At 58.4% G+C, this 18,358-nt stretch carries 11 protein-coding genes; 6 read left to right on the forward strand and 5 right to left on the reverse strand.

Annotation, left to right across the window (positions count from 1 at the left end; all coding sequences use genetic code 11):
- Nucleotides 1-752, reverse strand: a 752-nt coding sequence (locus BLR80_RS09065) for an ATP-binding protein (protein ID WP_216095199.1), incomplete at its 3' end; no start/stop codon positions are given.
- A gap of 393 nt (nucleotides 753-1,145) precedes the next feature.
- On the opposite strand from BLR80_RS09065, the gene BLR80_RS09070 reads away from it, so the two are divergent.
- The 6 genes from BLR80_RS09070 to BLR80_RS09095 all read left to right on the forward strand — a co-directional run bounded on the left by BLR80_RS09070 (nucleotide 1,146) and on the right by BLR80_RS09095 (nucleotide 10,647).
- A complete protein-coding gene (locus tag BLR80_RS09070) occupies nucleotides 1,146-3,158 on the forward strand; it encodes a methyl-accepting chemotaxis protein (protein ID WP_092078972.1) in 2,013 nt (670 codons plus the stop codon).
- A 61-nt stretch (nucleotides 3,159-3,219) separates the two neighbouring features.
- Nucleotides 3,220-4,371 (forward strand): HD domain-containing phosphohydrolase, encoded by a 1,152-nt coding sequence (locus BLR80_RS09075; RefSeq protein ID WP_092078975.1) that lies wholly within the window; start codon nucleotides 3,220-3,222, stop codon nucleotides 4,369-4,371.
- 287 nt (nucleotides 4,372-4,658) lie between these two features.
- Nucleotides 4,659-5,048: a response regulator gene (locus BLR80_RS09080; RefSeq protein ID WP_092078978.1), complete on the forward strand. Its 390-nt coding sequence runs from the start codon at nucleotides 4,659-4,661 to the stop codon at nucleotides 5,046-5,048.
- Between the two features lie 205 nt (nucleotides 5,049-5,253).
- Nucleotides 5,254-6,120, forward strand: a complete 867-nt coding sequence (locus BLR80_RS09085) for a transporter substrate-binding domain-containing protein (protein WP_092078981.1) — start codon at nucleotides 5,254-5,256, stop codon at nucleotides 6,118-6,120.
- Nucleotides 6,121-6,226: 106 nt separating this feature from the next.
- Complete coding sequence (locus BLR80_RS09090) at nucleotides 6,227-9,490, forward strand: PAS domain-containing sensor histidine kinase (RefSeq protein ID WP_171906396.1); 3,264 nt, start codon at nucleotides 6,227-6,229, stop codon at nucleotides 9,488-9,490.
- Nucleotides 9,487-10,647: a response regulator gene (locus tag BLR80_RS09095; protein ID WP_092078987.1), complete on the forward strand. Its 1,161-nt coding sequence runs from the start codon at nucleotides 9,487-9,489 to the stop codon at nucleotides 10,645-10,647. The genes BLR80_RS09090 and BLR80_RS09095 overlap by 4 nt, the downstream gene beginning before the upstream one ends.
- A 282-nt stretch (nucleotides 10,648-10,929) precedes the next feature.
- Here the strand turns inward: BLR80_RS09095 and BLR80_RS09100 are convergent, their stop codons facing one another.
- The 4 genes from BLR80_RS09100 to BLR80_RS09115 form a co-directional block, all read right to left on the reverse strand.
- Nucleotides 10,930-12,258, reverse strand: a complete 1,329-nt coding sequence (locus tag BLR80_RS09100) for a sigma-54-dependent transcriptional regulator (RefSeq protein WP_171906397.1) — start codon at nucleotides 12,256-12,258, stop codon at nucleotides 10,930-10,932.
- A 200-nt stretch (nucleotides 12,259-12,458) separates the two neighbouring features.
- Nucleotides 12,459-13,028, reverse strand: coding sequence for a hypothetical protein (locus BLR80_RS09105; protein WP_092078993.1), 570 nt, complete (start codon nucleotides 13,026-13,028; stop codon nucleotides 12,459-12,461).
- Nucleotides 13,012-15,243: a bifunctional diguanylate cyclase/phosphodiesterase gene (locus BLR80_RS09110; protein WP_092078996.1), complete on the reverse strand. Its 2,232-nt coding sequence runs from the start codon at nucleotides 15,241-15,243 to the stop codon at nucleotides 13,012-13,014. The genes BLR80_RS09105 and BLR80_RS09110 overlap by 17 nt, the downstream gene beginning before the upstream one ends.
- Nucleotides 15,236-18,130: a CheR family methyltransferase gene (locus BLR80_RS09115; RefSeq protein ID WP_092078999.1), complete on the reverse strand. Its 2,895-nt coding sequence runs from the start codon at nucleotides 18,128-18,130 to the stop codon at nucleotides 15,236-15,238. Before BLR80_RS09115 ends, BLR80_RS09110 begins: the two co-directional genes overlap by 8 nt.
- Nucleotides 18,131-18,358 lie beyond the last annotated feature (228 nt).

Consider the following 18,358-nt stretch of genomic DNA (forward strand, 5'->3'; position numbering starts at 1 on the left):
TTGTACCACTGGCGCACCTGGGCCATGTCGGCGCCTTGCAGGTGGGCGGCGAAGGTGGTTTCGAGGTCGTGCTGGGTGTAGCCGCACAGGGTGGCGTAGGTCGGATTGAGGCTGATGTCTTCCAGATTGTTCAGGCCGCTGAATACCGACACCTTGCTGAATTTGCTGACGCCGGTGAGAAAGGCGAATTTGACGTGTTCGTCGCTGTCCTTGATGGTGGTGTACAGATCGCGCAGCACCTCGCGGCCCTGGCTGGCAACACCGGGCTGATCAAGGTTGTCGACAATAAGCTTGTCGTATTCGTCGACTAAAATGACGACCTTCTGGCCGTATTTGCGGGCCGCATGGCGAATCAGATATTTGAAACAGCTGCCGGCGTCATCCTCTGGCGGGCATGAAATGCCGAGGCGTTCCTGATTCTCGCGCAGGATGGCGGCGACATCCTGCTTCATGTCGGCCAGGTCACGCGCCACGCCACCGAAGCTGATCTTGATGACGGGGTAGCGGCTAGTCCAGTCCCACGCGGGTTCGATGGCCAGGCCGCTGAACAGTTCCTTGCGGCCTTCAAACAGCGCCTGCAGGGTGGATACCAGCAGGCTCTTGCCGAAACGGCGCGGCCGGGCGAGAAAGTAGTATTTGCCCTGCTCGACCAGCTGGCGCACCTGGGGGGTTTTATCGACGTAGAGGTAGCCTTCCTGGCGGATCTCGCTGAAGGTCTGAATGCCGATGGGCAGTTTTTTCAGGGCGGTCATGGCGGTTCTCCTTGGGGCGGGTGCTCCGTTGTGCTGTCAGCGCGAGTCGCCATGATAGCAGATGTGCCGACGGCTTGCAGCCGCGATGGCTGATGCAAGGGAGGGGCGCGGTTGCACAGCGTTGCCACAAGGGGGTGGGCAGCGGGGGGTGCCCGATCTCTCTCAGGATTGCAAGTCCTGGGTCACGATGTTGAGTGACATGCAAGTTTCCTTATTGATCGGTCTTTATTTTTTTCAGTGATATCAACCAGTTGCTTGTTTGTTTCGGTCTGGTACGTTTTTAGCAAAAAAGATGACAGGCAGATTGACAGCCGGAGAACAATCTCCCGAAGAGACGGCTATCGGAGAGGTTTCTGCTCAACATTAATCCCCCATGGAAAAGGAAATGAATCGATGTTTGCTGATCTGAGTCTGGCAAAAAAACTCACCTGTGGTTTTGGTCTTGTGCTGCTTCTGGCCTGTGTTGTCGGCGCTATCTCCTACAGGACACTACATAAGAGCTCGGATGGTTTCGATGTCTACCGGGATATGGCGCGACAGACGAATCTGGTTGGTCGTGTCCAGGCAAACCTGCTGATGATGCGGATGCATGTAAAAGACTACATTCTCACTGGCAGCAGACAGCATCTGGAAACTTACCAGGACAGCCGGGAGAAAACCGAGTCTTTCATGGATGAGGCCCACCGGGAGATTCGTCAGCCGAAACAGGCGCGGTTGATTGAGGAAATAGACGAGCAACTGAAGCTTTACGATGCCGCATTCAGAGAAGTGGGGAATCTGATGGAGCAGCGTAATCGGCTGGTGCATGAGGTGCTTGACCGGGTTGGCCCCGAGACGGAAAAACAGTTGAGTGAGGTTCTGGATACGGCCCGTGAGGATGACGCCATGCTGGTGGCTTACTGGGCAGCCCTGGCGAACCGCCGATTGTTGCTGTTGCGGTTGTCGGCGGCGAAATTTCTCGATACCAATGACCCTGCTGCCGTGGAACAGGTAACAGCGCAGGGGAGTGCCCTGCGGGAGATCCTTGCAACCCTTGATCAGGAGGTGCGCAGTCCGGCCCGGCGGGCGCTGTTGTCGCACACGGTGCAGGGGGTTGCAACCTACCTGGACACCTTCGGAGAGCTGGCGCAGGTGATCGAAAAGCGTAACGCCATTGTTCATGGACAGCTCGATGCCATTGGTCCGCTGGTTGCCGGGAAAATCGAAGCCGTGAAACTGCAGATCAAGGAAGAGCAGGATACGCTGGGACCTGAGCTGCAGGCGCAAAATCACCGGGCTGTTGCCCTGATCCTGGGTCTGGTTGCCCTGTCGGTAGTGGGAGGGATTCTCGCGACCCTCGTTATCGTGCGGGGCATCACCCGCCCGATCAACGAAGGGCTGGCTCTGGCCCGCGAGATAGCTCTGGGAGATTTCAGCCATCGCCTGACCGCTCGTGGTCGCGATGAGGTCGGTCTTTTGACGCTGGCGCTTAATCGCATGGCGGAAAGCCTGGCCCGTAATGCGGCGGCGGCGCAGGAAATTGCCGAAGGGAATCTTGATGTCGAGGTAAGCCTTGCCTCGGAAAAAGATCAGCTTGGCAATGCTTTGCAACGGATGGTGGGTGGTCTTAATGACAGCCTGGGACAGGTGCAGATCGCCAGCCAGCAGATTGCTACTGCTGCCGATGAGATTTCCGATGCCAGCCAGGCGTTGTCCCAGGGGGCGACAGAATCGGCCAGTTCGCTGGAGCAGATTTCTTCGTCATTGGATCAATTGGCTTCGCAGACAGCGTTCAATGCGGAGAATGCGGTTCAGGCCAACGTGCTGGCCGGCAGAGCGGCGGAATTCGCCGTCAATGGGAACCGGCACATGCAAAACATGGTTGTGGCGATGGCGGAAATCAATGCTTCGAGTCAGAATATTTCAAAAATCATCAAGACAATTGATGAAATAGCCTTTCAGACCAATTTGCTGGCGCTCAATGCCGCCGTGGAGGCCGCGCGGGCCGGTCAGCATGGCAAAGGCTTTGCCGTGGTGGCCGAGGAGGTGCGCAATCTGGCGGCGCGCAGCGCCCGTGCCGCCGAGGAAACCTCGCAGCTGATCGAAGGTTCCGTGAAAAAAACCAGCAATGGCAGCCTGATAGCGACCCAAACGGCCGAAGCGCTGCAGGAAATCGTTACGGGTATTGGCAAGGTAACGGATCTGGTCGGTGAAATTTCCGTTGCAAGCAAGGAGCAGGCAGATGGTGTCAAACAGATCTCTGTCGGTGTCTCTCAGATCGATCAGGTGACCCAGCAGAACACCGCCAGCGCCGAGGAAACGGCTGCCGCCTCGGAAGAACTCTCCGGGCAGGCGCTTCAGCTGCAGGAAATGGTCGGACAATTCAAACTCAAAAAACGGCAGACGACGCAAGCCCTTCTGGTTTAACAGGCCGTTTGTTTCCGGTGGAATTGCATTTTGAGGCAATTGAAGGAGGGGGAAGTCATTCATGATTGAGACACCGGCGGCCGTGCGTGTTTCCCGGATTCTTTTTGTCGATGATGAACAGGCCGTGCTTTCGAGCCTGCGGCGGCTGCTGCGCAATGTTGCCGAACCCTGGTGCTGCCACTATGCCACCAGCGCCGACAGCGCGCTGGAAATGATCGCAAGTCAGCCGATGGACGTTGTTGTGTCCGACGTCAACATGCCGGGGAAAACAGGATTTGATCTGTTGTGTGAACTGCGGCAGTTGCCGGAAACGCAGGATACCCCGGTTCTGATTATTACCGGCGGGCAGGACGAAGACAACAAACGTCGCGCCCTTGATCTTGGCGCGACGGATTTGCTGGTGAAGCCCGTCAGCCTGAACACGCTGCTGGCGCGCATCCGCAATATGCTCAAGCTCAAAGAATACCAGGACGAGATCAAGAAGCGGAACCAGCACCTGGATACCCTGGTGAAAATCCGCACCAGAGAACTGGAGCTCTCCCGTCTTGACCTGATCTGGCGCCTTGGAAAAACCGCTGAAAAGCGTGACAGCAATACCGGCTATCATATTTTTCGGGTTGCACATTATTGCCGGATTCTGGCCGTCGCCTTGGGAATGAGCGAAAAGTTCTGCGACCAGATTTTTCAGACCAGCCCCCTGCATGACATTGGGAAGATCGGTATTCCCGATAAAATCCTGCTCAAACCAGGTGGTTTCGATGAGGGTGAACGTCGTGCCATGGAGGCCCACTGTTTGATCGGAGCCGAAATCCTGAGCCAGGAGATTGTGCCGCCGTTACTTGGTCAGCCGGGCGCTGTTGCCTCACCCGAGGTTGACTTGTCATCGGAAAACCATTTTCTCAACATGGCAGCTGACATTGCGCTCTGTCACCATGAACACTGGGATGGTAGCGGCTATCCGCGGGGCATTGCCGGTGAGGCGATTCCCCTGGCGGCGCGTATTTGCGCTCTGGCAGATGTTTTCGATGCTCTTGCATCCGCGCGGCCCTATAAGGAACCCCTGCCGTTGGAACAGGTTCTTGAGATGATGCGGGCCGGTCGTGGGACGCAGTTTGATCCTGTTGTATTTCAATGTTTTGAAGAGAACCTGACGCAGTTTGTAGCGGTGCGTAATCGCCTGGCGGATGGGGACAATTCGTTTCCACCGGCTTGATCATCGTGCGGTTCTGTAACGGTGGTCTCTCAAGGATGACAGATTCTTTCGTCGCTTCAGTCAATCTGTTGAGAGTGACGTCTTTGTAGCAGGGCCTTCCGTCTGTTGAATCAGAAATTATTCTTCTTTATTTTCGGCAGGATAGCCGCGTCTTATATCTTTCTGAAATTTTTGGTGTTTATCTTGCTGTTGTTCAGGGCCGAGAGCAGACCTCGGGCTGGGTCATGCATGGCGCTGTGTCATTGCCTGTGCTGAGATGGGTGTTTTTCAGGAAATGGAGGACTGGGATGGCAATTCTGATCGTTGATGATTCTGCCATTGCGCGGGAGATTCTCAAAAAGTGCCTGGTCATGATCGGATTCAGCGAAGATCGGATTCTGGAAGCGAAAAATGGTGTTGAAGCCCTTGCCATCGCAAGAACCACAGCGGTCAGATTTATTGTTACCGATCTGTACATGCCTCAGATGGATGGGGAGGGTCTGATCAAATGGATCAAGGCGAACCCGCGCCTGAATCATATTCCGATCTTTGTTGTCAGCAGCGCGGGGAACGACGCCAAGGCGTCCAGACTCTACGAGCTGGGGGTCGAAGGGACCACGGGTAAACCGATCCAGCCAAAGGTGCTCAAGGCATTGCTGGCAGATTATACGGAGTCTGACAACGGCTATGCTTCCTGAGATGAAATTCGATAAGGAGTTCAATCCGGTTGCATGAATCGAATGTTTATCGCGAGGGTTGCATGAGCCGATCTCTGTGACGCAAGACCGCCAAAGCGGGCTGTGGATAATGCCGTTAAGCGAACGGCCTGTAACGGGCGGTCAATAACGGGCATGAGCGACAAAAACGTTGGGGCTTTCTCTCTAAATAAAGGAGTCCGAGGATATGAAAAAAAATCATGTTTTGCTGTTTGCTTGCCTGGCCACTGTGCTGCTGTTTTCCCCCGGTCATTGCAGAACCCTCGATGAAATCCGGCAGGAGGGTGTTCTGCGGCACCTGGGAGTGCCGTATGCCAATTTTGTCACCGGTCAGGGCGATGGACTGAGCGTCGAGCTGATCCGGCGTTTTGCCTATTCTCTGGGAGTGCGTTATGAATTTGTGCCGACCAGCTGGAGCAATGTCATCAGCGATCTGACCGGTCAGCAGGTGAAGCCTGACGGGGATCAGGCGATTGTCGGTGCCGTGGTGCCGGTGCGGGGTGATTTGATCGCCAACGGATTGACCGTTCTGCCATGGCGGCAGCAGGTGCTCGACTTTTCCGATCCAATCTTCCCAACCCAGGTGTGGTTGGTTGCGGGTGCAAATTCCGCCCTGCAGCCGATCAGGCCGCAGAATGAGGGGGTCGATATCGCGGCGACTCGCCGGTTGCTCGCAGGTGTCAACCTGCTGGGCAAGCAGAATACCTGTCTTGACCCGGCGCTGTATCCGTTTGCGCGGGATAATTTCAGGACGGTCTATTTCGGTGGCAATCTCAACGAATTGTTCCCGGCGGTGCTGCAGGGGGAGGCGGATTGTACCCTGCTGGATGTCCCCGATGCCCTGGTGGCGATCAGTCGTTGGCCGGGGCAGGTCAAGATTCTGGGGCCGCTGTCACAGCAGCAGAATATGGCGGTCGGCTTTCGCAAGGACAATCCGCAGTTGCGCCAGGCTTTCAATGATTTTTATGCGGAGCTGCGCCGCAGCGGCGTCTATCGGGAACTGGTCCGGAAGTACTATCCCGCTGTTTTTGATTATTATCCCGATTTCTTTTGATTTCTGAACAGGTTCTGCGCTGATGCCGGTGAATCCGCATAAAAAACAACTCCCCGTTGTTATTGCCCTGCTTGTTCTCGTGGGGTTGATGGGAATCCTGCTGACCATGAACTATCGTGTCCAGATTGAGCTGCAGGAGCGTATCCGGCAGAGAATCCAGGATGAGGTGACGACCAGCGGGGAGCGGCTGAATTTTATTGTGCAGCGGTTTCTGGCGGAAACGGCGCAGCTGGCGGAAAGCCCTGAAGTCGATGCTTTTTTTAAAAATCGCGCACTGGGCATGTCAATGAAGTATGGTCTCAGCGCCAGTCTGAACATCGTCAGTAATCTGTTTGCTCATCGAGCTGCCAATCCAGGGTTCGAGGGCACGGGAACTCTGCCGGAAAAAAGTATTTACACGGCATTTTTTCTGCTCGATGAAAACCTGCAGGCGCTGACGGCCTGGCCTGCTGAAAATGCCGCACCGTTACCGCCGGCCGTGATTGACGAACTGGATGCCAGGCGCTCCCTCCTGTCACAGGACAACAGGCTCTACCTGGTCAACCCGATTGTGAATGAGCGAAACACGGTCGGCTTTGTGGTTGCGGTTATTCCGTATTCGGTTCTTTACCGTTACTTGCAACCCGGATTGGAGGAAAATCAGACCACCTATCTGATCCGCCATGAAAACCGGATCGTTTTTCCGGCTGTTGCGCCAGAGCAACAACGGGAATTGCTGGAATTGGAAGAGCGTTTGGGGCGGGCGCCGGATCGGGGCGCATTTCCGTTGGAGAAAGGCCTGCCTCTGGCCGGCCTGTTGCAGCGCAGGTTTTCGGATGACGTGGTTTTTTTTCAGACGACGCTGCCGAAATTTTCTTTAACCATCTATCAGGCGGAGGATGCCGCCAGCCTGTATGATCGGCGTCAGCCTCTGCTGTTGCTGGTGGTGATGCTGTTGTTCTCAACTTCTTTGATTCTTTTTTCTCTGCGGCTGGTCCGTTCCAGCAGCCGCAATCAGGCCTTGAGCGAGAATCTGGCGGAACTGCAACTGCGCGAGACGGCCCTGAGTGACAAAAACCGCGAGCTTGAGCTTATTATCAGCGGTGCTGCGCTGGGAACCTGGTTGTGGGATGCGCCTTCGGGCCGTATCGTCATCAACGATCAGTGGGCGCGGATGCTGGGATATGAACCGTCGGACATCGATCTGCATCTTGATAGCTGGATTCGTATGGTGCATCCGCAGGACTGGGAACAGGTCAAGACCAGGCTCGATGCCCATCTGGCGGGTGAAACGCCCATCTATTCGGCGGATCACCGGTTGCGCCACAAGTCCGGCAAATGGATCTGGGTGCGGGATATCGGTCAGGTGTTCAGTCGTGCTGCAGATGGCAGGCCGCTTCTTGTGCGCGGCATTCATATGGACATCACCGAGATCAAAGAGGCGCTTGAGCAGGCCGAAGCGTTTCGCCGGGAGGCGGATTCGGTTATCACCAACTTTCTGGATAGTCTGTTGGTGGTCGATCAGGAATTGCGGGTATCCCGCGCCAACAAGGAAACCTGTCAGCTGTTGGGTTATCGCAGCGAGCAGCTGCTGGATTTGCCGGTGAGTGAACTCTTTGTCGAACCTGCCGACGAGATCAACCGTATTTTCAACTTCCCTCGTGAAGATAAAACCTGTGATCTGGAAGAACTGCGCAACATCGAGCTGACGTTCAGGACAAGAGCGGGTGGTGAACTTCTGCCGGTGTCGGTCAACCTGGTCCGCTTGCGGGATGAAAAGGGTGCCACCATTGGCGTTGTCGCCGGTGCCAGGGATGTCAGCAAGCTGAATCAGGCTTTGCAGCGCACGGAAGAGCAGAAACGGGTTATTGAAAAAATTCTCAATGTTGTTCCTGGTGGGCTGCTGGTTGTCGGTCAGGATTGCCTTGTTCTGCAGCAGAATCAGACCTTTCAGCAGCTGCTGCAGGACTGGTGCCGCCAATATGGTTTCATGGATCGTGATCTTCAGCGGGAAATTCTGCGGGCACTGGCGGATGCGCTTGTCCAGGGACTTTCCGGAGAATTCAGTTTGGCGGGCGAACGGAGTGAGTTGAGCCTCGAATACCACGCTTCGGGAGACATCCTGGAGGATGCCGGTTTCAATCGTGTGATCTTTTTGCATGACGTGACCAGCCGGCGCAAGGCTGAATCCATTCGGAAACTGCACTCGACGGTATTGGAGCAGACGTCGGAAGGCGTTCTGATTACAGATACCGATGGCATGATTCTTTTCACCAACCTGGCGGCACAGAAACTGTCTGGTTACAGCGGTGATGAGATGCAGGGTAAAAAAACCTCGCTTTTTAAGAGTGGGGTACAGAATTCCGCGTTTTACAGCAACCTGTGGCACAGGATTCAGGCTGGGATGGTATGGAAGGGTTCCATTACCAATCGCAGCCGCAGCGGTGACCTGTTTGAGATCGAGGCGACCATCTCGCCGGTGCGGGCGCATAAGGACGGCCGTATCAGTCACTATGTTTCCTTGTGGCGCGATGTCAGCCAGGAGCGTGCCTTGCAGCAGCAGTTGCTGCAGGCGCAGAAGCTTGAGGCTGTTGGTCAGCTGGCGGCGGGGGTTGCCCATGAAATCAATACGCCGATACAGTACATCCAGAACAATCTGTCTTTTTTGCAGGGCGCCTTCGCCGATATCGACAAGCTGATATTGGAGGTGCAACGCTGCGGCGGGAGTTCGCAGGACAATGTTTCCGTCACGCCGTGCGTGGCGTTACCGGAAATGGTGGATCATAGCGAGCTGGAGTTCTTACGCGAAGAAATCCCCCAGGGCATCCGGGAGGCGCTTGATGGCGTTGACCATGTGGCGAAGATTGTCAGTGCAATGAAGGAATTCAGTCATCCGGGGAAAAATGATCATGTGATCAGCGATCTGAACCGCATTATCCAGAACGCTGTGCTCGTCACCCGCAACGAATGGAAGTACACCGCCGATCTCGTAACCGACCTTGCGCCGGATTTGCCGTTATTCTGCTGCGACCCGGGAGGCTGGAGCCAGGTTCTGCTCAATCTGATCGTCAACAGTTCCGATGCCATCAAGGAGCGGGGCGCACAGCCCTGGGGTCTGATCCGGATTGCCACCCGCAGCCTTGACAAGCAGATTGAGCTGACAGTGACAGACAATGGCGCCGGTATTCCGCAGGAGGTTCTCAGCCACATATTTGAGCCTTTTTTCACCACGAAGATGGTGGGCAAGGGCACCGGACAGGGCCTGGCGATTGTTTACGATATTGTTGTGAACAAGCATCATGGCACCATCCATTGCGATAGCCGGGTTGGCGATGGAACAACGATGCGGTTGTGTGTTCCGGCTGCGATGACGGAGGAAAGCGGATCATGAACAGCGTTCTGTTTGTCGATGACAATCTTCATTTGCTGCAGGGGCTCAAGCGCGGTTTGCGGTCCCTGCGCGCACAGTGGGAGATGCATTTTGTCGCCAGTGGGCAGGCGGCGCTGGATTTTCTGGCGCAGCGCCCTGTCGATGTGGTGATCACCGACTACCGGATGCCGGGCATGTCCGGTTTTGAGCTGCTGAGCAGGATTCAGAAAGACTATCCGGCGACAGTCCGTATTGTCCTGACCGGGCAACCGGATCGGGAGACCTATGGCGTGGCCATCGGCGTCTGCCATTATTTTCTCTGGAAACCCCTGGATATTGACAGGTTGAAACCCTTACTGGACCGACTGGCCGAATTGAATGGTCTGCTGGAAAACCCGGAATTGACACGCCATCTGCGCGGCTTGACAACCTTGCCGACCTTTCCGGAGGTGTACAACCAGCTTACGCAGCTGCTCGACAACCCCGAGGCCGACCGGCAGAAGCTCCTTCGGCTGATCAGTCATGATATCTCCCTCACGATGCAGATTCTGAAGATGGTCAATTCGGCATTTATCGGCCTTGTGCGCGAGATCAGCACGCTGGATGAAGCCATTCAGTACCTGGGGCTCAATACGATCCGCAGCCTGGTTCTGGCGCATCATGTTTTCAATGTCAGCGTGGTTGACGCTGTCGAAGATGAATTACGGCAACTGTGGGAGCACAGCTGCACCACGGCCTGGCTGGCGGAAGCGCTGGTTCGTGACAAGGGCGATGGCTGCCTGCAGGCCTATACCGCGTTTGCCGGCCTTCTACACGATCTTGGGAAACTGGTGCTGATTCATTGTCTGCCCGAGGTTCATCAGCAGGTCAACCGGCTGATGGCCGGGCAGGGCCTTTCCCGCACCCAGGCGGAACTGGAAATTCTTGGCTGCAGCCATGCGGCCATAGGTGCCTATCTTGCCCAGCTCTGGGGCTTGCCCCACTCTGTGGTTGAGGCGATTTACCTGCATCATCTGCCGGAAATCACCTCCGGCCAGAGCCTGTCAGAGATTGCCGAGGCAACCTGGCATGCCAACCGGATCAGCCGGGGAGATCACAGCCTGTCCCAGCGTGAATACCAGATGCTGCACCACTATCCCGAAGTGAAAAAACGGCTGGAGACTCTGAGCCGAGACTGAATCACCCGGCTGCCGCCCGTTGTCGGCGGATTCTGCCGTAAAACAACACAGGCGACATAAAGGAGCGTGAAGAATGAAAACAGCGATTGTAACCGACAAGGCGCCGGCCTGTGTCGAGGTGGTCGGTCTGCCGAAGGGTGCTCTGATTGAAATCGAGTGGCTTGCCTGTCTGAACTGATGGCCTGCGCTGACGGTTCTTTTGTGCGTGGCTCTGCCGCGGCCGCCGCAAACCGCTGTCAGGCTGTTGGAAAACATTTCTTTTGCAGCGGTTTTACCGGCCGGTCACCTGCCTGACAGGCCGTTTTTTTTCAGTTTGCGGTACAGGGTCGCCTCGCTGATGCCGAGCAGGGCGGCGGCGGCGCGGCGGTTGCCATTGGTGCGGCGCAGGGCGTCCTGCAGGGCGGCGCGTTCGTTGGCCAGCAGCAGATTGTCGGTCGCTGCTGGCGTTTCTTCGCCGTACTGCAGCGGTGGCAGGTCCTTGCAGCGGATCACACCGTCAGACTGCAGGGCCAGGGCGTGGCTGAGCACGTTTTCCAGTTCGCGCACGTTGCCGGGCCAGTTGTAGCGCTGCAGGCAGGGCAGCACCGCCGCATCCAGCCGCACCGGCAGGCCACCGGCCAGTCGTGGCAGGAGCGCCTGACAGAGTTGCGGCAGATCTTCCAGCCGTTGCCGCAGCGGCGGCACCTGCAGCACGATGGCCGACAGCCGATAGTACAGGTCGTCACGGAAGCGGCCGTGGCGCACCTCGGCGGCCAGATCCTTGTTGGTGGCGGCGATGAGGCGGATGTCCACCGCCTCGGCCTGGCTGCTGCCCACCGGCCGCACCTGCCGCTGCTGCAGGCTGCGTAGCAGCTTGGCCTGCAATTCCAGCGGAAACTCACCCACCTCGTCGAGGAACAGACTGCCACCATTGGCGGCGCGGAACAGTCCCTGCTGGGCGCGGATGGCGCCGGTGAAGGCGCCCTGACTGTGACCGAACAGCTCGCTTTCGATGATCTGGCTGCTCAGCGTGGCGCAGTCCACCGGCACGAACGGCCCCTGCCGGCGGCGGCTGTGGGCATGCAGCGCCTGGGCCACCAGCTCCTTGCCGCTGCCGGTTTCACCGTGAATCAGTATGGTGGCATCGCTTTGCGCCACCCGCGCGATGCGCTCCTTCAAGTCCTGCATGGCCGGCGCCTGGCCGATCAGGGGGGGGAAGTCGAAGCCCGGCGCGGCCGGCGCCTGGTCGGCCTGTGGTGGCCGGTCGCGATAGAAGGGTTGCAGCTTGGCCAGCAGCTGCTGGGGAGCACAGGGTTTTTCCAGGAAATCGCGCGCCCCGCGCTGCATGGCCGCCACCGCCTCGCTGACGCCGCCATGGCCGGTCAGCATGATGACGGGCAGCCCCGGATGAAAGGCCTGAATCTGTTCCAGCAGGCGCAGGCCATCGAGACCAGGCATGCACAGGTCGAGCAGCACCAGATCGACCTGCTGGCGCGCCAGCAGATCCAGCACCTGGGTAGGATCGGCACAGGTCAGCAGCTGCAACGGTTCCTTGCGCAGGATGCGTTCGAGAGATTTGAGCAGGACAGCGTCATCGTCGACGGCCAGCAGGCGAAAGGGGATGTGGGGCACAGCAGCTCCTTGATGAAACGATGAACGCATCTGGCAGGATGGTGAAAATGTGCCATCCGGGGCTTTTGCAACGACGCAAGCCGAAAATGCGCTTTTTCGTCTTGCTCATAAAATCAATCATCGCTCCGTAATGAATTGATTCTTGTTTCTCAGCCCTGGGCTCTGGCGGCTGTTTTTGAACCGCCTGCCAGCGGTGCTGGTCAGCGCTGTCGAAGCCGGCCGCCGCACCAGTCGCGCTGGCGGCAGTCGGGGCAGACACTGTGAATAACCTGCAATGGCGCTGCTGCCGGCGGGACCACGTCCGCCGGTTCCAGCCACTGATTGCTGCCGGGTGGCCGCAGCCGGTTGCAGACGCTGCAGCGCACAAAAGGCTTTGCCGTAGCAGCGGCCGCCGTAGTCTGAAGGCGCAATGGGTGGGGCAGGGGGCGCAGTTCGAGCAGGCGATGGCGCATTTCCACCCGCCGGCGGTCGAGCCGGCGCAGCCACATGCGCATGTGGCGTTCGCACTCGGGGGTGTCGCAGCGGTAATCGCGCTGCAAGGGCGTGTCGGTCAGGCGGCAGAGCTTGAGCAGGGCCTCGTGGTACATGCGGGTGGCGTCGCCGGAGATGAAGCGGGTCAGCGGCTGGCCGATGAGGCTGTCGGGCCGCAGAGCGGTTTCAGCGCCACCGGCGGCGGCCGCTTCCTGCCAGCTGCCGCCGATGGTTTCGATGCGGTCGAGAACATCGATGACGATCAGGATGTCGTTGGCTTGTTCAGATACCGAGGTCATGGGATTTGAGCTCCTTGAGCAGGGTCTGGCCATCGCAGGGGCGGTTGAACAGATAGCCCTGCAGGGCATCGACACCGGCAGCCCGCAGCCAGTCGGCCTGATGGGGCTGTTCCACCCCTTCGGCCACCACGCCCAGCTGCATGGCCCGGCTCATGGCCAGCATGGCCTCGATGACCACTTCGCTGGCGCGGTCTTTGCCGATGCCGGCGACAAAGGATTTGTCGAGCTTGATCAGATCAATGGGCAGATCGCGCAGCTGCAGCAGCGAGGCATAGCCGGTGCCGAAATCGTCGAGCAGAATCCGGCAGCCGCAATCGCGCAGCTGGCCCAGGCTGTCGCGCATGCGCGCCATGTTGTCCATGGCGGCGGTTTCGGTAATTTCAAAATAACAGCGCTCGAATTGGACGCCTTGCTGGCGGGCGATCTGCTGCAGGCGCTCGACCATCTGGGCGTTCTGTATTTGCTGGGCCGACAGGTTGACGCACAGGGGCAGATCGATGTCCGCATCGTCAAGTTGACGGGCAAAGAGGCAGATGGCGGCGAAGATGGCTTCACCCAAAGGCTCCATCAGGTGGTTTTTTTCCACCGCCAGAATGAAATCCTGCGTGTTGATGCCTTCCTGTTGCTGCTGGTGCAGGCGCAGCAGGGCTTCGAGGGCAAACAGCCGCTGTGCGTCGCGGCCACAGCGAATATGCTGAAAATGCATGTGGATGAAACGTTCCGGTTCTTCCAACACCCGCCAGACGAATTTCTTGTGATCATCGAGCAGCAGAAAGTGCGATTCCTCAGCCGGGTCGAACAGGCGCCAGCGGTTGCGGCCGGCTTCCTTGGCGCGGTACATGGCGGCATCGGCCCGGCGCAGCAAATCCTCCTGGGTCTGGCCGTGTTGCGGGTAGAAGGCGGCACCGATGGACGCCCCCAGATGGTGGCGGTGGTCATTGATCTCGAAGGGGTGCTGCAGTGTTTTGAGCAGCTGGCTGGTGACCTTGTTGAGGGGGTCGCGGTTGTGCAGCCGCGGCAGCAGCACGACGAACTCGTCGCCGCCGATACGCGCCACCAGATCGCTGTCACGCACGCAGGCGGTGATGCGCTGGGCCGCTTCCTTCAGCACCAGATCGCCCTCCTGATGACCAAAGCGGTCGTTGACCTCCTTGAACCGGTCCAGATCGATAAACAGCAGGCAGAAGCCGCTGGCGTCCTGGCTGCTGGCGCGGGCCAGCTGGTTACGCAGCGCCTGCTCCAGAAAACAGCGGTTCGGCAGCCCCGTCAGCGGATCATAGTACGCCAGCCGGTCAAGGGTTTGCTGCTGCTGCTTGCGGTCGCTGATGTCGCTGAAGGTGCCGACGTAGAACAGCTGCCGGGTCAGGGGTTCCTCAATCCGGCAGATCTGCAGCCATTGGGGATAGATTTCGCCGTTTTTGCGCCGGTTGTACAGCTCTCCGGCCCACCAGCCGTGGTGGCGCAGACTTTGCCACATCTTGTCGTAGAAGCTGCCGTCCTGCCGGCCGGAGTGCAGCAGGGTGGCGCTGTGGCCGCAGACCTCTTCAGCGCGATAGCCGGTGATTTCGCTGAAGGCGTGATTGATCCGCAGAATGATGCCGTTGCGGTCGGTGATCATCACCCCCTCGCGCAGCTGTTCCAGGGCGAATCGGGCCAGTTCGTCCGATTGCTCGGCAATGGCGGTCAGGCTCAGATCCTGAATCAGGGCCAGTAGCAGGTCGCTGTGCGGCAGATAGGCCAGCAGCAGCAGGAAGGGGGTGGCATCCTGTCGTTCCAGCAACAGCTTGATCACGGTGGCGGGGTTGTGGGGCGACTCGTTGAGTTGCCGGAGCACCGGCAGCAAGTGGTGCAGGGCCTTGCGCGACAGCAGGCTCTGCAATTTGGTACGCTCCAGCACCTCGGGCTGACGCTGAAAAAAGACGGCGGCTTTCTCGTTGCAGGCAACAATGTGGCCCTGCAGGTCCAGTTGCAGCTGCGCCAGCGGTGCCCGTTGAAAGGCTTCTTCCAGCAGGCGCAGGCGTTGCCGGTCGTTTTGCTGATCGTAGCGCAGGTCCACCAACTCGTCCTCGAGCTGGCCGATCTGACGGTTCTGGCGGGCCAGCTGCTGCTGCAGGGTTTCGATCAGCTGGTTGAGCTGGGCGATCTCGTCCTGTCGCTGGCGTCCTTCGGTTTCCGCCCCCGTCGGTTCCTGGGCCTCGGTGCTGAATTCAGGCATGGAAGCTGACCGTTGCCGGGTTGAACAGGGCGATAAAGCCTGCCTGGCGGATGGCCGATTCCAGCGGGTAGACGCAGACGGCGACCATGAAGCGGCGGTTGTCACGGTGCAGTGCCGTGACCGTGCGCCACTGGCCAATGACATTGCCCTGGCTTTCGCCGCGCAAAAAGGCCTTGAGATAGGTGTCATGCTGGCTGCGGTAGGGCTCGGGCATCAGCCGGTCGATGTTCTGGCCGAGCAGGTCGGGGCGTTCGTAGGCAAACATTTGGCAGAAGCTGTCGTTGACAAAACGGATCAGACCCTGGCTGTCGCAGCTGACCAGGGCATGGGGGCAGTGCTGATTGAAAATCTGCAGCCAGCTGCCCGGATCAGCACAGATGCAGGCGCCTTCCATGGTTTTGCCGGGCGGTTCGAAAAACATCATCACGCCCACCACCGGATCGCCATCGGCCTTGTAGGGCACCAGCCGCAGCTGCAGGGGGGTTGATTCCAGCTGCAGCGGCAGACAGGTCTCGCTCTCCTGTTCGATGACGGCCAGCAGTTCCTGGCGCAGATGGGGAATATCGACGGCATAACCCATGCTGGTGACCGTCTGGCGCAGATCCTCCGGACCAAGCCCGAACAGTTCGGCGGCCTTGCGGGTATAACGCTGCAGGCGCAGGCGGTTATCCAGAAACAGGATGGCGGCGTCAACACTCAGCAGCATTTTTTCCAGATCGTTGTTGACCTGTTCGAGCTCGAAGGACTTGATTTCGAGCTCCTGATTGACGGTGGAGATTTCCTCGTTGGTGGATTGCAGCTCTTCGTTGGCGGTCTGCAACTCCTCGTTGGCCGATTGCAACTCCTCGTTGGCTGACTGCAATTCTTCGTTGGTCGATTGCAACTCCTCGTTGGTGGTTTCCAGATCCTGAATCGAGCTTTGCAGCCGATCGCGGAACATGGCGACTTCCTGGGTCAGCTGTTCATGGCTGAGGGCGGCGCTGTCACCGGCCAGGCTTCCGGCAAGACGCTGCACCTGGCTATCGAGGTCCACATCGATAAACGCCAGCACGAACAGATCGTCATGTTGGGAGCTGTCCAGCTGTTGCACCCGCAGGAACAGCGAGCAGGGTCGTTCCGGCCGCTGATAGAACAGGGCCTGACTGGCGGCGCGGCCCTCGCGCTTGGCCCGTTGCAGCAGCGAGCGCACATCGATTTTCAGATCATCCCGCGCCAGATTGAAGACGCTGGTATCGATGCGGCCCTGGGGAAAGGTCAGATAGTCAGACACCTGACCGCGAATGTGCAGAATGTGGCCCTGGGAATCGACCACCAGCGCCGCCGGCACCATCTTGTCGAGCAGCAACTGCTCCAGCAGCAGTTCCAGCGAAGGCTCGCTTTCATCCGCCAGCAGGGCGGGTTCGGTGCTGTTGAGGCTCTGCATCAGGCGGTTGGCGCTGCTGATATGGTCGGCGCGCTGACTGGCGGCAATGGTGCGGCGGCGGAAGATCTGGCAGTGTTTATCGCGTTGTTCAAACAGTTCGGCCGCGATGTTGCTGGCCGATTCCGATTTGCCCAGAAACAGATGCGACTGGGGCTTGAGGGCAAAGTGAAAGGTTTGCAGAATCTTCTGCTGGGTTTCCAGGTTGAAATAGATCAGCACGTTGCGACAGCTGATCAGGTCGAGATGGGAGAATGGCGGGTCCATGATCAGGTTCTGGCGGGCGAAGACCACCTGGTCGCGGATGCGCTTGCTGATGTGGTACTGGCCATCCTTTTCCTGGAAATAATGTTTGAGAATCTCGCTGTCGACATCCTTGATCTGATTGGTGGAATAGATTCCGCGTCGCGCCAGGCTCAGGGCGTGTTCATCAATATCGGTGGCAAAAAGCTGCAGGTTCAGTTCCTTGCGCGTCCGTGCGGCAGCCTGCTGCAGCAGAATGCAGATGGAATAGGCCTCTTCGCCGTTGGCGCAGCCCGGCACCCAAACGCGCAGGCTGCCGTGGGCTTCGCAGCGATCGACCATTTCGTCGATGATTTCGGCCAGGGCGGCGAAGGCGTCCGGATCGCGGAAGAAGGCGGTTACCGAAATCAGCATGTCCTTGAACAGCTCTTCCACCTCGGTCGATGACGCCATCAGCAGGGTGACATAGTCATCCAGGGTAATCAGTTTGTGAACCGCCATGCGGCGCTGGATACGGCGCTGCACGGTCTTGAGCTTGTAACCGCTGAAGTCGTAGCCGGTCTGATCGAGCAGCCGCTGAAAAATTTTTTCCAGATTGGAACGCATCTTCGGGGTTGACAGGGTTTCCCTGTGCTTGCCGTTGAGGCGGATGAACTGGCGGATTTCACGGGCAATGTCGCGTGGTGACAGCACCAGGTCGACAAAACCGGTTTCACGCGCGGCGCGCGGCATGCCGCTGTATTTGGCGCTGGTTTCGTCCTGCGCCAGGGTGATGCCGCCAGCGGCCTTGATGGCGATCATGCCCTGGGCACCGTCACTGCCGGTACCCGACAGAATGACGCCGATGGCCTTTTCGGCCACGTCACTGGCCATGCTGGTGAACAGGTCGGTGATGGAAGGCTTGGGGCCGACCACGGCCGCCGGGGTCAGGCAGATGCTCTGGTCGCGCACACTGGCGTTATGGCCCGGCGCGATCAGATAGATATTGCCGGGCCGCGGCACGGTGTCCTGCTCCACCAGCGTGATGGGCAGATGGGTGATGCGCGACAGCAGATCCTGCAAAATGGTGGGATGCTTGGGGTCAAGATGCTGGGCGATGATATAGATGGCGTCGTTGGCATCGTTGAGTTCAGCCAGCAGTTCCTTGAGGGCATCGAGGCCGCCAGCCGAGGCGCCGATGCCAATCCAGTAAGGGTCCAGTTCCGCTGGGGAGGGAGAGGTCATCGAGTCAGGCTCCAGAGAGAAAACACCACGGGGGCGAGAAAGGCGGCCAGGGAGAAACGTTCGCCGTGAGTTTAGCCGATGAGGGATAAAAGCCAACGGAAAAGATGCTTTTTAATCCGGTTAAATTTCCGTCCCGGTCAGCGGCAGGCTGAAGAAGAAGCTGGTGCCCCGGCCCTCGTGGCTTTCGACCCAGATGCGGCCCTGATGGCCGGTGACATAACGGTTGAC

Source organism: Desulfuromonas thiophila (assembly GCF_900101955.1).
GTDB lineage: Bacteria > Desulfobacterota > Desulfuromonadia > Desulfuromonadales > Desulfuromonadaceae > Pseudodesulfuromonas > Pseudodesulfuromonas thiophila.